Origin of the sequence: Paenibacillus sp. FSL W8-0439 (genome assembly GCF_038008995.1) — a bacterium.
Classification (GTDB): domain Bacteria; phylum Bacillota; class Bacilli; order Paenibacillales; family Paenibacillaceae; genus Paenibacillus; species Paenibacillus polymyxa.
In genome coordinates, this window is record NZ_JBBPAK010000001.1 from 2,519,251 (window position 1) to 2,533,385 (window position 14,135).

General features: G+C 45.0%; 13 protein-coding genes. 8 read left to right on the forward strand and 5 right to left on the reverse strand.

Annotated features, from left to right (window positions below):
* Positions 1–112: 112 nt before the first annotated feature.
* Positions 113–826, forward strand: a complete 714-nt coding sequence (locus MKX36_RS10940; RefSeq protein ID WP_025364780.1) for a response regulator transcription factor — start codon at positions 113–115, stop codon at positions 824–826.
* Entirely contained in the window at positions 823–2,196 is a 1,374-nt protein-coding gene (locus MKX36_RS10945) for a sensor histidine kinase (RefSeq protein ID WP_340864655.1), read from the forward strand. Before MKX36_RS10940 ends, MKX36_RS10945 begins: the two co-directional genes overlap by 4 nt.
* Positions 2,197–2,281: 85 nt before the next feature.
* Here the strand turns inward: MKX36_RS10945 and MKX36_RS10950 are convergent, their stop codons facing one another.
* Positions 2,282–2,755 (reverse strand): C40 family peptidase, encoded by a 474-nt coding sequence (locus tag MKX36_RS10950; RefSeq protein ID WP_017428497.1) that lies wholly within the window; start codon positions 2,753–2,755, stop codon positions 2,282–2,284.
* A 353-nt stretch (positions 2,756–3,108) separates the two neighbouring features.
* Here MKX36_RS10950 and MKX36_RS10955 point away from each other — a divergent pair, with 353 nt between their 5' ends.
* Both MKX36_RS10955 and MKX36_RS10960 read left to right on the forward strand, forming a co-directional pair.
* Entirely contained in the window at positions 3,109–4,143 is a 1,035-nt protein-coding gene (locus MKX36_RS10955) for a glycosyltransferase family 4 protein (RefSeq protein ID WP_340864657.1), read from the forward strand.
* A gap of 5 nt (positions 4,144–4,148) precedes the next feature.
* Positions 4,149–4,874, forward strand: a complete 726-nt coding sequence (locus tag MKX36_RS10960; RefSeq protein WP_340864658.1) for a succinylglutamate desuccinylase/aspartoacylase family protein — start codon at positions 4,149–4,151, stop codon at positions 4,872–4,874.
* Positions 4,875–4,985: 111 nt separating this feature from the next.
* Here MKX36_RS10960 and MKX36_RS10965 read toward each other — a convergent pair whose 3' ends face one another.
* Entirely contained in the window at positions 4,986–6,344 is a 1,359-nt protein-coding gene (locus MKX36_RS10965; protein ID WP_025364784.1) for a sugar phosphate nucleotidyltransferase, read from the reverse strand.
* Between the two features lie 69 nt (positions 6,345–6,413).
* Positions 6,414–7,250 carry a DUF6492 family protein gene (locus MKX36_RS10970; RefSeq protein ID WP_242210885.1) on the reverse strand — a complete coding sequence of 279 codons (837 nt, stop codon included), beginning with the start codon at positions 7,248–7,250 and terminating at the stop codon, positions 6,414–6,416.
* Positions 7,251–7,459: 209 nt separating this feature from the next.
* Here MKX36_RS10970 and MKX36_RS10975 point away from each other — a divergent pair, with 209 nt between their 5' ends.
* From MKX36_RS10975 to MKX36_RS10985, 3 genes are all read left to right on the forward strand, one after another.
* Positions 7,460–8,341 (forward strand): YheC/YheD family protein, encoded by an 882-nt coding sequence (locus tag MKX36_RS10975; protein WP_340864659.1) that lies wholly within the window; start codon positions 7,460–7,462, stop codon positions 8,339–8,341.
* Positions 8,342–8,534: 193 nt separating this feature from the next.
* Positions 8,535–9,560, forward strand: a complete 1,026-nt coding sequence (locus tag MKX36_RS10980) for a cupin domain-containing protein (RefSeq protein WP_102997316.1) — start codon at positions 8,535–8,537, stop codon at positions 9,558–9,560.
* Between the two features lie 245 nt (positions 9,561–9,805).
* The gene (locus MKX36_RS10985) at positions 9,806–10,585 is read left to right on the forward strand and encodes an ABC transporter ATP-binding protein (RefSeq protein WP_340864660.1); all 780 of its coding nucleotides are present in this window, start codon (positions 9,806–9,808) and stop codon (positions 10,583–10,585) included.
* A gap of 16 nt (positions 10,586–10,601) precedes the next feature.
* Here MKX36_RS10985 and MKX36_RS10990 read toward each other — a convergent pair whose 3' ends face one another.
* Together MKX36_RS10990 and trhO are read right to left on the reverse strand one after the other, a co-directional pair.
* Positions 10,602–11,528, reverse strand: a complete 927-nt coding sequence (locus tag MKX36_RS10990) for an AEC family transporter (protein WP_016818962.1) — start codon at positions 11,526–11,528, stop codon at positions 10,602–10,604.
* Positions 11,529–11,735: 207 nt separating this feature from the next.
* Positions 11,736–12,629: an oxygen-dependent tRNA uridine(34) hydroxylase TrhO gene (gene trhO, locus MKX36_RS10995; RefSeq protein WP_019687156.1), complete on the reverse strand. Its 894-nt coding sequence runs from the start codon at positions 12,627–12,629 to the stop codon at positions 11,736–11,738.
* Positions 12,630–12,839: 210 nt separating this feature from the next.
* Here trhO and MKX36_RS11000 point away from each other — a divergent pair, with 210 nt between their 5' ends.
* Complete coding sequence (locus tag MKX36_RS11000; protein ID WP_340864661.1) at positions 12,840–14,129, forward strand: glycoside hydrolase family 27 protein; 1,290 nt, start codon at positions 12,840–12,842, stop codon at positions 14,127–14,129.
* Positions 14,130–14,135: the final 6 nt, after the last annotated feature.

The window sequence follows — 14,135 nt, forward strand, 5'->3', positions numbered from 1 at the left end:
ACAAAGTTATATTATAGAGCGACTATACGGATAAAAGCTTAAAATCAAATAAAAAATGAATGGTATGTGCATTGCTTATTAGTTTTCTCTATAAAAAATAGGTGGTTTTGCAATGGAAAAGTCGGTGCTGGTCATTGATGATGAAGCGAAGATATCCAGATTGCTTCAACTGGAGTTATCCCACGAAGGATATGCGGTTGAAATTGCACAGACGGGAAAAGAAGGATTGGAAAAAGCACTATCCCTTACATGGGATATTATCATACTGGATGTGATGCTGCCCGAGATGAACGGTGTCGAGGTTCTGAAGCAGATTCGAAAAGTGGACAATCATACCCCGGTAATTATGGTCACTGCACGTAACACGACTCCTGAAAAAGTTTCAGGTCTGGATGAAGGAGCTAATGATTACATTACAAAGCCCTTTGAAATTGAGGAATTATTAGCGCGGATGCGGGCCAGTATGAGGAATCAGTTGGAGCCGGCAGCTACTACTTCGCAAAAAGAGGAAAAGCAGCAGTCCAAACTTCAAGTCGATAGCCTGGTGTTGGAACCCAAGACGCGGTCCGTGGTGAGGGAAGGAAAACGTATCGAACTTACGCCCAAAGAATTTGATCTGCTTCTCTATCTGATGGAGCACAAAAATCAGGTATTGCATCGGGATCAAATGATTCAGGATGTGTGGGGGTTTGATTTTGTCGGTGATACGAATGTGGTAGATGTATATATCCGGTATGTTCGCAAAAAAATTGATCATGGATACAAAAAGAAACTGATTAAAACCGTTCGCGGTGTTGGGTACTGTATCCGGGAGGAAGAGCATTGAAGCTGCGGACCAAAATTACCCTGCTTAGTTCTATTTTAGTGATGACGATTCTCCTGTTTGTGGACGTCACGGTTCATCTATTATTTGTCAAAATTGCTACTCGTAATGAAAGAGAAGTGCTACAAAATAAATGGACCGAAATCATTGCCGAAACAGGAGCTACGATGATTCTGAAAAATGCTTGGGGGTCCAAGTTGAAAGATGAACTTTCTGCGGACACCATTCTGAGGGTATTTGATCAGCAATCTCGTCTTTTGTATGAAGTAAGCCGTCAGTCCCGCTTTAAGCTGAACGATATACATTTTAACCTTTCTCAAAGTTCTCAACTAACGGATCTACAGGATCATAAAATCCTGATTATCCATCTTCCAGTGCTTTCACCAGAAGGTAATCAAAAGGGGACACTGGAGATCGTAGAAAAATGGGATGCCCTCGAAAACAATCTCGATATCTTAAATACAATTCTTATCACATCGACTGTTGGAGCTATGTTGCTCAGTCTGGTGGGCAGCACGATTTTGGCAAATGCGATATTGCTGCCCATTGCCAGTAGTATTCAAACGATGCAGGAAATCGAAAGAAGCTTGAAATTCAAAAAAATTCCTGCTGGCAGTCCTAATCAAGATGAATTATCCCAAATGACCGCTACTTTTAATCGAATGATGGAGAGATTGGAAGAAAGCTTTCAGAGCCAGCAGCAGTTTGTTTCCGACGCCTCACATGAACTGAATACGACATTGATGATTATTGAGGGCTATGCCAACATGCTGCGGCGGTGGGGTACGCGTGACGAGGACATACGTAAGGAATCGATTGAATCGATCTATGAAGAAACTCAGCGAATGCGTACGATGACGCAGCAATTGCTGACATTGGCCTCCTCACAGCAGCAAGATTCCGAACCGTATGAGCGGGTAGAGCTAGTCGGTTGTTGTCAACAGGTGGTAGCACATCTCAAGCCTGTACATGAGCGCCAAATTTCTATTTTTACAGAAGAGAAGGAAATTTGGCTGGATGCTAATCTTGCAAAAATCAAGCAGTTACTAGTCATCTTGCTGGATAATGCGTTAAAGTATAGCTCGGAAGAAATCGAAATATGGTTATCTACAGATGAAAAAGATGTCCACCTCCGCGTTAAGGATTACGGAATTGGCATTCCTGAGAGTGAGATCAAGCGTGTCTTTGAACGATTTTATCGAGTAGACAGCTCCAGACATCGTAAAACCGGAGGAACCGGGCTTGGGTTACCGATTGCCAAGGCAATAACAGATGCTCACCAGGGTACGATACGCATGGAAAGCACAGAAGGCGAAGGGACGGATGTCATCGTTACGCTGCCTCAAAAACAACAGGAAAGGCTGTCCCTCTAGTAGACATCTCTACTCAAAGGAACAGCCTTTTTAATGTTATTTGTAAGTTATGCATTCGGTGGATGGGAGATCAACCAAAATGATCCTAAAGGACACGACGTGCTGTTGTGTAATGGGAGCTCCACCATCCCGAATTTAGATCTGTAACCGTTACGCCGCCTTTACCAAACGTATGCAGAATTTTCCCGTCTCCCATGTAAATGGCTACATGATGAATTGGCGCATAGAAAAAGACTAAATCACCTTTTTTAAGCTGACTACGCGGTACATAAGTGCCCACAGTTGACTGCTGTTTGGACGAACGTGGAAGCTTGATTCCATTTTGTGCAAAAACATACTGAGTGAACGAAGAGCAATCAAAAGAGCTTGTACTACCAGCTGGAGCTCCATGTTCATAACGGACGCCCATATACTGGGAGCCTTTTGAGATAATCCGATCAGCTTTACTTGTCGAAGCGGCATGAGTGGTGTCTGGTCCAACGACGAAGCTCCCAGCGCTCAGTGCCAAAGTCATCGTAAAGCAAATACCCATCCACAATTTTTTAGAAGTACGTTTCATATATAATTTCCTCCGTTATTCGTATTGTGTTGATGTCCTGAAATGACAATAACACAAATAAAATATCCGGAATTTACCACTCATGGTTACAATCCTGTTACCCCAACGTTTTGCACTGCTTTATTAGAAAACGATGAGAATTTTCTCCTTAACTTTAGCTTGACAAATTAAATAACTCCCCCTTATGACTAGGCTCGTATGACAAAAAGTGACTTGCAGACGATTGGCACAAGCAATCATGCAAAACATACATACCTATATACTACAATTTATAACCTGCACGGGAGTATGCTCAGATTCCCGTTGACATCGTAAAGATCACACCGTATTTCCGGTCAGGAAGGGGAATTCGTATGGCTTCAAAGCAGAGCAAAGTATTCAAAAACCGACCTTTAAACATTGTGCAGGTCATATCCAACTATCCCGATGCACAGCCTGTTCCCTCCATCAAGGGCGGAACGGAAAAGGTCGTGCATGAATTAACAGAGGAATTAGTGAGACGAGGGCATCATGTATCTCTTTTTGCCGCCCGTGGGAGCAGGAGCAGCGCGCGGTTGATTACTTATCCCAAGGGTTTGAAACATAGTCAGATCCCCCAATATGTACTTCGGCATATGCCTTCCGGCACACATATCATTCATGACCATACCTTTCGTTCTGCTGTAGCGCGTAGGAAGCTGCCTTGCTCATCATTGTGTACCGTTCATCTTCCAGTGAGAAGACACGGTAAAAACCCGGTATATGTCAGTAAACGAGCACGTCAGCTGATGGGCGGGGGCAAAGGATTTTATATCTATAACGGCATCAACACCCATGAATACGAGTTCAGCAGTGAGAAGCGCAGCTACTTGCTGTTCATGGGCAGAATTATACCGGATAAAGGTGTATTGCAGGCCATTCAGGTTGCAGAGCGAACAGGAAAAAGACTGCTTATTGCGGGTCCTATCAAAGCCCCTGTATTTTTTCGCCGAGAGATTCAGACACGAATTCAGCGCAATCCGAATATACGCTATGTGGGACCAGTTGGGGGTGATCGGAAACAGAAGCTTCTGAAACATGCAGAGTGTCTGTTGTTTCCATCACTGTGGGAAGAACCGTTCGGACTTGTAATGGTAGAGGCTATGGCTTGTGGAACACCGGTGCTGGCACTAAAAAATGGCTCTGTTCCCGAGGTGCTATCAGGCTTTCCGCAGTTGATTTGCAAATCAGTTGGACAAATGGCACGAAAGGCACAGCAAAAGAATTACCCGTCACCCGCGCAGCTTCGATTGTATGTTAGCCAAAGATTTACCAACAAACAGATGACCAGCAACTACTTGAGACTATACCGTGAAATCATTCGTCGGCGAGAACAGAAGAGAGGACACCGAAAGCCTATACGGAGGTGAAGGGGATGCAGGTCAAACGATATATGCTTGGAAAGGGCTCTTCTTGGGCGACACCTTATTATGTAGCCACAGAGGGACAACAAGGTCCGTGTGCGATGGTGGTTGCAGGCATACATGGTAATGAAATAGCAAGTATACGTGCGGCTGAGAAACTGGTAAAGCTTTTGAATGAGCAAAAGCTGAGATTCAGCCATGGCAAGCTTATTATTGTGCCAATTGTGAATCAAAAGGCTTACCGCAAGCAGATTAGAGGAAAACCGGATCTGAATCGAACCTTTCCGCGCCGGAAAAAGCAGGCGGCAACACAACCGCTTTCCACTGCTCTATTCAAATTATTACAAAAGCATCACCCTGATTGGTATCTTGACTTGCATGAGGCGAATGGATTATCACAAAAGGATGCCAAGGTGCTTGGCCAAACGCTGATCTCCAATAAGGGCAACCCGATAATTCCCACGACGCGCCGGATTATTAAGCGAATGAATCGCTCGATCAAGGTGAAAGACCGCCATTTCAACATGCGGTTGCATGAGCTCCCAGGTTCCTCTCGTACCGCTGCAGCCCGTATTTTAGGGGCACGTGCGGTAACCGTGGAAACAGGGTGGAGCCTGCCCCAGAAAGAACGCATACACTATCAGATGAAGATCGTGCAGCACTTTTTAAGAGAGGCCGGGATGATTAAGGCCAACAAGGTTTATTTATCTGGCAAGGTTAGAACGGTTTCCTTATGAGATGTAATATTACAAAAAAAATCGCTTCATGAGCAAAGGATGTTACTCACCTTGCTCAAGAGCGATTTTTTTGATGTGTGATCTTCGTGCAGAAATCGATCTGTTTAGATGTTATAACTCCGTGTTGCAGGAATCGGATTTATAGAAGGCGCTCACCAAACTGTTACCTAGGCGAACCTCGATTAGTTCCAGTTTTGAATCCAGATCGGCGCGGATCGTGTGATACGTATCGACCGGAATGCTAAATACAGAGCCGCTTGCCGCAGCAAAGCGTTCTCCGTTCAGCATAACCTCTCCCCGACCGGATACGATCGTCCATACTTTAAGTCCGCTGCCGTGAATACGTCCATTCAAGCGATGATCCGGCAACACCGTCAGTCGTATAGCTAATATGTCATTTGGGCTTCGGTGCTCAAATTCGTCCAGCACTCGGTAACTGCCCCAAGAGGTTTCACCATGCATGGGGTGAAGTTGGAGTTTGCCTAGCTGTTCCTTGATCGCGTGGGCATGGCTTTTGGATGCAATGAGAATACCGTCAAGGCTTGCAGCAGCAATAATATCCTCCACACCAATGACATGAAGTGGATAGGGCAGCTCATTGACGATGTGTGTGCCGTGAGTTTGACCACTGATTTGTCCACGCCCGATCACTCGGCTTCCTAGCTGCTCTGTTAAGGTCTGCCAGTTGCCGATGTCGTGCCATTCGCCCTCGTAAGGCAGGACAACGGCCCGTTCAGAACGCTCCGCAATCTCCTCATCGAAACTGCGAACCGGGAGGCTATCATACATTGCGCACAGTTCTTTATCGTTCAGCGGCAATTGACTTTGCTCCATACAGGACAGCATATATCGTAACGTAAAAGCATAAATACCGCAGTTCCATAGTGCGCCTTGGTTAATAAGCTGCTGCGCCCCAGAGAGATCCGGCTTTTCAGTGAAGCGAGCAACTTGTGCATAAGCCGATTTCCCTTCCTGCCTCATTTGCAGACCCGGAACGACATAGCCATATTGGTCTGAGGCATGGGTAGGCCTTGTCCCAAGCATAGCTAGATCGGCTCCGCTCTCGAGCAATAGACCGGAGAGCGCTGCTATGCTGTGGAAGAAGTCGTCGCCTGCAAACATATCTGCTGGAGCAATACAGAGAACTTCATCCAGCCCCATGCCTCTTGTGTGAAAATAAGCAGCAGCGAGTGCAGCAGCTGTGAAGGTTCCCCGTTTAGCCGGCTCGCCAAGAACAGGCAGACGACCTTCTGTATGGCGAAAGGCTAGATTTACCTGACTCTGATGAGCCAGAAGCAGGGCAGAGGAATCTAGTCCGGCTAAGGTAAGCTGACGATACACCCGGCCGAGCATAGATTCCTGCTGCCCGTCAGGAGCGGGCAACAACCGGAGAAACAGCTTTGACCGAATATCATTGGATAATGGCCACAGCCGTTTTCCGGCACCACCGCATAACAATACGATGCGCACAGACGTTTCCTCCTTCAATGCAAATCCATTAGATTGCATCAACAATTGCGGGATTTTCTATTTTAGGAACTATTTCAATGAAGATTGAATCCTTGTTTGTGGAGCTAGCTGGTACACTTTGCGTTGATGAAAAGATAAGGAGCGGTAGCTTTGGGCATAGATATCCAACTGTTTTTGTGACAGCGAAGAAGCACGACTATGAAGCGCTTTATTTAATGACTTGCGCAAAATCATCCGAGAGGGCTGATTGCTGTATAGATAGTTGGCATACGTTTCATATTCGGAAAATCCAAACTGTTTTGTCCGGTCTATACTTTGAATAATGGCGTTGTACCAAGGTTTCCCATGCTTGGCCTCAATAACTTGCTTGAGCTGGGCGAGCCGTGTTTTTTCAAAAAGCATATAGTGAGTGACAAAGGACTTTGGTGAGGGAGCTTTAGCACCCATCAGCTTACGGTAAGTTCGAAAATACTCAGGTTGACTCCAACTGCGATAGTAAAAAATTGTTTTTCCGTCTTTACGGAACGTATGTGGACGAATCAAAATGGTGTCCGCATCTATGACGAGAAAAAAAGACGATTTACTGATTTTGTCGCCATTCATTTTGAGCAATTGCTGATACAGCCAGCCTGAGCGATCCCAGCGCGTTGTTCCGTAATGAATATGCTTTTTAGTGATGGGCAACACCGTTTTTTCGTCTATAAATGTGCACTTCTTGTTTGCACATAGACTGCGAAGTTTGGTGCTTTGCGGTGAAACGATATAGATGGTTGCAATTCGGTGCTGCACGTGACGGCGCAGACTGTCAATTACTAGTGGTAGTGTAGCCAGATCTTTTTCAATTGCGGGGATTAGAACATCGATTGAGAGGGAACCCTTCTGTAGCCCATCGGATTGCGCAGACATGTTATTCACTCCCTATACGTGTAAATATACGCTACCGGTATCTCATATTATTGTATGCCTGGACAGGCGCTTTCGACCGGGCAAGGCCAACTGTCTAATTCTGTGTAGAAGAGGGCGAATGGAGCTTCGAATGGGGTTTTGGCGCATACGATAGATTGATCTTTTTTAACAGGAGCGTTCTACCCTGAGAGTAGAGAGGAGAGGGGCAAGTGAATTCTTCACAAGCGCAGGCGTTGCGTAGCAAATGGCATAAAACCCAATTGTTGCTCCAGCATGGCAGTATCAAGCCTTTTGTACCTGAAACCCGTAAATACAGCAAAATAACTGTGAAATCAATGTTGGAGAAGTATGGGATGGTCTATGTAAAGCCTGATCGAGGTACCTTTGGCAAAGGTGTGATGAAAGTCGAACAGGAGGCAGGTCAGCGCTTCGCCTACCAATATGAGGAAAAACGTCTGGAATTCAAACAGTTGGATGCACTGATTACCAGCCTATCGAAACACATGGGTAAAAAAAGTTATCTCATTCAAAAGGGAATTCATTTACTGCGCCATCAAAATCGTTATTTTGATATCCGGGTCATGGTGCAGCGTAATGCAAAAGGGACATGGGAATCTACCGGAATTATTGGACGCTTGGGCCATCCCCGTAAAATCGTGACCAATTATCATAGTGGTGGTAAGCCGATGGCCTTGGAACAGCTACTGAAATCCCATTTATCGCAAAGTAAGCAGGCTGAGCTGGTTAAGAAGCTCAATGAACTGGGGATTACCATTGCCACACAACTACAAAAAACATATCCGAATTTCCGGCAAATTGGTGTGGACATTGGATTGGATCATCGCTTTATCCCGTGGATCATTGAGGTGAACACGAAGCCAGACCCATACATTTTTAACCAATTGTCAGATAAGTCTATGTACCGAAAAGTATTAAGCTATTGGCGACTGGCTAATGAAGAAAAGAAAGTTATAGTCCCAAGCAAGGATAAGAAGAATAACGACAAGAATAAAGATAAAAATGCAAATAAAGTTGATCATACAAATAAAGAAACTAAATCAAATAAAGAAACTAAATCAAAAAAAGGATGAATTGTTTATGATTCATCCTTTTTCTCTTGCCTATTTACCCTAATCCTAACCGCGAGGGGGGCGATTCGGACATAGATTGATGAAAAAATGGACAAATTTGATCTCTTTAACATTAAAAGTATATAATAGACCTGCACAGCATCAATAAGTGAATAAAGACATATGGGAAGAATGATTTTAAGGAGGAATCGCGATGAAATCATTTAAGTATGCTTTGGAGAAAAAGGAACCCAGAACCGGGCCAGGGGGTATCACACGTGGGGCTTCAGTCCATGATTTCCCTGTATCAGAAGGAATAGCAGGGGTTTCGATGCGTCTGGAGCCGGGTGGAATGCGCGAGCTTCACTGGCATGCCAATGCAGCTGAATGGGCCTATGTGATTAGCGGTTCCTGTCGGACAACTGTTATCCATCCAGACGGTACTTCCTATGTCGATATTTTTAACCCCGGTGATGTATGGTATTTCCCGCGTGGTTATGGTCACTCCATTCAAGGTCTTGGTCCTGGAGAGTGTCATTTTATCCTGATTTTCGATAATGGTGATTTTTCGGAGGACCATACGTTCAGCATTACTGATTTTATCGCTCAGACTCCCGCAGATGTTGTCATGCAGAATCTCGGATTTGCAGCCGACGAGCTCGCTCTTTTGCCAAAGAAGGAAGCTTATTTTGCAAAAGGGCCTGTCCCATCTACCGCATCTCATGATGCATATCCGCGCATTTCTTCTGATCTGATTACTAAACACCGCTATCCTTTAATGGCCAAACAGCCCAGATTGGCACCGGGTGGAGGGACTCAGCGGACCGTTACAGTAGAAGATTTTCCTATTTCTTCGACGATGGCCGGATCTGTAATTGAACTGGAGCCGGGCGGATTGCGAGAAATGCACTGGCATCCCAATGCGGATGAATGGCAGTACTATTTGGACGGCAAAGCAGAAATGACTGTATTTCTGGCAGAAGGGAATGCAGTGACAGAGCAGTTTGAGGCCGGAGATGTAGGGTATGTACCTATGGGAGCCGGGCATTATATTAAAAATACCGGATCGGACGTATGCCGTATTTTGATTGGTTTTAACAGTGGTCATTACGAGGCCATTGATTTGAGTGAGTGGATGGCTGGCAACCCTGTTGATGTATTGGCAACGAATCTGAGCCTTCCTCGAGAAATAGCGCATAAACTACCTCATAAATCGGTCTTCATCGCTCCGAAATCTTAAATCTTAAATCTTAAAACAACTAAAATGCCCGCTTAGACTACCTTATTCCAAGTTAGCCTAAGCGGGCTATTGAACTTGATTCTATTACTATTAGTTTTGTAGAAAGCAATATAGTGAATTTAAAATTGAACAACCTGCAACCCTGTGCTATTCTTATACGAAAGTGAAGATTAACGCAGTAAACGTGATATATTATTACGCCTATAAACATCTGATGATACGATGTATAGAAGGGATGTACAGCCATGAATTCTGTCATTGAGCTTAACAATGTAAGCTGGAAGAGAGATAACCGTACCATACTGGATCAAATCAATTGGCAGGTATCTGAGGGAGAGCATTGGGCTGTACTCGGCTTGAATGGATCAGGCAAAACAACGATGCTCAATATGATTAATGGCTACATATGGCCAACCACAGGTAGTGTCAGTGTATTGGGTCATACTTTTGGGGATGTAGATCTGAGGGAATTGCGCAAATCTATTGGTTGGGTCAGTTCCTCTTTACAAGAAAGGATTAATGGAAGCCAGCGTACACAGGATGTCGTCATCAGCGGTAAATTTGCCTCCATCGGACTGTATGACCAGACGACGGATACAGATTATGAACAGGCCGTTCAGCTTATGAGCCAACTGGGCTGTGCTCATCTTGTCGATCGGTTGTATCAGGGATGCTCACAGGGAGAAAAGCAAAAAGTGCTTATTGCTCGCGCGTTAATGGCCTCGCCCAAGCTGTTGATTTTGGACGAGGCGTGCAACGGGTTGGATTTTTTCTCTAGAGAAGCATTATTGGATAGCGTTCGTCAGCTGTCCGAGACGCCGGGTACTCCCAATTTATTGTATGTTACACACCATATTGAAGAAATTTTACCGATGTACACACATACGATTCTGATTCGCCGGGGTACGGTGTTTGCCAAAGGTAAAACGACTGATATCCTGAGCAGTGAAACGCTTAGTACTTTTTTTGAAACACCTGTGCAAGTAGACTGGAGACAGGATCGTGCATGGCTCTCTATGGTGTAGAGAGCCTTTTATCTGTCTAACCTGCTACCAGCATAATCAGAATGGGCAGAACCAGGAATGAGGCAAGCGTGCTCCACAAGATGCAGGTGGAGACCAGTTTTGGCGATGCATTAAATTTTTCGGCTAAAATGACTGCATTCACAGCCACTGGCATGGAGGCCAGAATGAAGAGAACTGAGAACAAAAGACCTGAAATTCCCAGTATCAGCATGGCAAGACAAGCCGCGAGCGGGGAAAGCAGAAGTCGGATTGTTAGTCCTGCGTAGCTGGCTTTTTTAATAGATGGCTCCAGCTTGAGTATTTTCACATAAGCCATTTGGGTACCCAGAATCGCCAGCACAACCGGAGAATAAGCAGCTGCAATCATTGAGACGCTCGATTGAATGCCGGAGGGCAGATGCCAATCCAGTGCTCGAAGTCCCAGTGCGAGAAGAGCCGCATAAATTGCAGGGAGAGAAAATACCGACTTCACGGCACTTTGAACAGAAAATTCAGAGCGGGCTGCAAAATAAACGCCAATAGTATTGACCATAATCATTTGGATGACAACATATACAGAGGCTTTATCCAGACCAAGCTGCCCAAAGGCAAGTAAAATGAGCGGCAACCCATAATTTGCACTATTGGTCAGTGTGGAGATTAAGGTGAGCCCAGCCGTTTCCGGGGCGCTCAGCCCAAAGATTTTTCCTGCTAATTGTGCAATTCCCCACAATAGCAGCAGGTTGAGTAATGAAAAAGTGGCTGTCTGTGTCACATCATGCCAGGAAAGCTGCGCTTTGAGCAGTGTGTCCAGAATCATGGCAGGACTTAAAAAATATAAGTACAAAGTCGAGAGCGGTTTTGTTTCCAGCTTCATGAATTTGCCGAGTAAAAATCCGGCAATCACCGGAATGGACAGCGGAACGATAACGGATAAAAGAGTTGAAAGTACGATTTGAATCATGAATTCCACCCATCCTTTCTGTAATGACATTTTCCATTATAAGGTGCTACTTTTGAGTCCGTCCAAGATGGATAAACAATTAAGGTTATAGGTATATACTATGAAGCTTAACGCACTTATTCTGAGAACAACAAAAGGGATGTCCACAGCCATGTTGAACGGCTAGTAGGAACATCCCTTTTATGTGAAACCGAGTATTCTAATAGTTTAAGCAGAAGCCATAGTTTTTGCTTTGGTTCGGCATTCGTCAGAGCAATAGTGTTGATGCTGTTCTTCGCAGTCTGGGCACACGATATGTTGGAGATTGCAGACCGGGCAGTTAATATAATGATCGTTTGGCGTTTCACAGTGATAGCATTGACCGACAATAACGTCTTCATCCGTATGGTTGATCCGAACCGAAATCCGTTCGTCAAACACATAGCATTTACCGTCAAACAAACGCCCTTGTACTTCAGGGTCCTTGCTGTAAGTCACAATGCCGCCATCCAACTGGCCTACATCGTCAAAGCCTTCTTTAATCAGCAGACCGGACAGCTTTTCGCAACGAATACCTCCAGTACAGTATGTCAGGATTTTTTTATCCTTAAATTGAGTCATATTATCACGAATCCATTGTGGAAATTCACGGAACGATTCAACTTCGGGGCGAATGGCTCCGCGGAAATGACCGATGTCATATTCGTAGTCGTTACGACCGTCCAGAACCACGACATCTTCATGTTGAAGCTGTTCATAAAACTCCTTTGGTGACAGACGCTTGCCGCTAATTACATTAGGGTCCAGCTCGTCCTCATGACGTAGCGTAACCAGTTCCTGGCGATGACGTACAAATATTTTCTTGAACGCATGACCGTCAGATTCATCTATTTTAATAACGATATCGTGGAATTTCGGATTGGCGCGCAAATCACGGATATACTGCTCCGTTTGCTCTACTGTACCGGACAGTGTTCCGTTGATTCCTTCCTCAGCAATCAAGATTCTTCCCTTGACGCCCAGCTCTTTGCAGTAAGCCAGATGCTCTGCCGTAAAGGTGGCAGGATCTTCAATATTGACATATTTGTAAAACAACAAAATTCGATAAGCATGTTCACACATGTAAAATCACCCTCTGATTCAAGTCAAAGTTTTTTAACAAGCAAGTTTAAATGTACCACATTCTTTAAGTTAGTCAACATAAATATATAAAAAGTGGAAATGGAAAAGATGACGAGCGACAAAAGTAAGGGGTTACATTATAATGGTATTGTGGGGTTGATGAGATTTGCGGTAACAGGTTGAGGCCTAACAGATGAAAGGATGAATTCAATGGAACATCATTTGACAGCGCATACACCACCTATGGGATGGAATAGCTGGGATTGCTATGGCGCAGCAGTAAGGGAAGAGGAAGTACGGGGTAATGCTCAATATATAGCGGAGCACCTGAAGGAGTATGGATGGGAATATGTAGTGGTGGATATTCAATGGTATGAGTCGGGAGCAGTATCTTCACAGTACCGACCATTTGTTCCATTGGAAATGGATTCATTTTCACGTCTGATTCCAGCGGTGAATCGGTTCCCTTCGGCAGCAGACGGTCGTGGGTTCCATGCTCTTGCAGAATATGTGCATAGTTTGGGATTGAAATTCGGGATACATATTATGAGGGGCATCTCTAGACAGGCGGTTCATCAGGATACCCCGATTTTGGGAACTACAGCTACGGCCAGACAAATTGCACATCCTAACTCTATTTGTCCTTGGAACACAGATATGTATGGGGTAGATGCATCCAAGGAAGGCGCACAGGAGTATTATAATTCTTTGTTTGACCTGTATGCGGAATGGGGGGTCGATTTTGTCAAAGTAGATGACATTGCTGCATCACGTCTCTATGGTATTCATTTGGCGGAAATCGAATTGATTAAGCGGGCTATTGCCCAATGCGGACGTCCGATGGTGTTAAGTCTATCGCCTGGTCCCGCACCGCTGGAACATGCATCTGATTTAATCGCAAATGCGAATATGTGGCGTATGACTGATGATTTCTGGGATGTATGGCCTTTACTGCATGGTATGTTCGAGCGTTGCGAGAAATGGGCGGGACATGTAGGTCCAGGTCACTGGCCGGATTGCGACATGTTGCCGCTCGGACATTTAGGTATTCGTTCGGTAGATTCAGTAGATTCTGGCAGTCATGATCGTTGGACACGCTTTACGAAGGATGAGCAGCTGACGATGATGACCTTATGGAGCATATTCCGGTCTCCACTGATGTTCGGAGGAGAACTGCGTGATAATGACGCATGGACACTTTCATTGCTGACGAACAAAGAAGTGCTCGATGTTCATCACAACGGTGTGAATGCGCGACAGGTCTACAGAAAGGATGAACATATCGTTTGGACTTCTCACAATGAGGAAGGTCACGTATATGCGGCTTTATTTAATGCTGGAGATGAAGCTTCAACAGTCCGTGTATCCCTACAGGAGCTTGGAATTGAAGGGCAGGCAAGTGCGAGAGACTTGTGGAACCATGTGGATTTAGGTGTTATAGTGCAGGAATTGTCCGCAGATTTACCTCCTCATGGAGCTGCTCTATTCTCTATAAAATAACAGGAT

Bases quoted from the DNA above. Each gene is read 5' to 3' on its own strand.
- MKX36_RS10940 (WP_025364780.1), top strand. From the start codon at position 113: ATGGAAAAGTCGGTGCTGGTCATTGATGATGAAGCGAAGATATCCAGA.
- MKX36_RS10950 (WP_017428497.1), bottom strand. From the start codon at position 2,755: ATGAAACGTACTTCTAAAAAATTGTGGATGGGTATTTGCTTTACGATG.
- MKX36_RS10955 (WP_340864657.1), top strand. From the start codon at position 3,109: ATGGCTTCAAAGCAGAGCAAAGTATTCAAAAACCGACCTTTAAACATT.
- MKX36_RS10960 (WP_340864658.1), top strand. From the start codon at position 4,149: ATGCAGGTCAAACGATATATGCTTGGAAAGGGCTCTTCTTGGGCGACA.
- MKX36_RS10970 (WP_242210885.1), bottom strand. From the start codon at position 7,250: ATGTCTGCGCAATCCGATGGGCTACAGAAGGGTTCCCTCTCAATCGAT.
- MKX36_RS10980 (WP_102997316.1), top strand. From the start codon at position 8,535: ATGAAATCATTTAAGTATGCTTTGGAGAAAAAGGAACCCAGAACCGGG.
- MKX36_RS10985 (WP_340864660.1), top strand. From the start codon at position 9,806: ATGAATTCTGTCATTGAGCTTAACAATGTAAGCTGGAAGAGAGATAAC.
- MKX36_RS10990 (WP_016818962.1), bottom strand. From the start codon at position 11,528: ATGATTCAAATCGTACTTTCAACTCTTTTATCCGTTATCGTTCCGCTG.
- trhO (WP_019687156.1), bottom strand. From the start codon at position 12,629: ATGTGTGAACATGCTTATCGAATTTTGTTGTTTTACAAATATGTCAAT.
- MKX36_RS11000 (WP_340864661.1), top strand. From the start codon at position 12,840: ATGGAACATCATTTGACAGCGCATACACCACCTATGGGATGGAATAGC.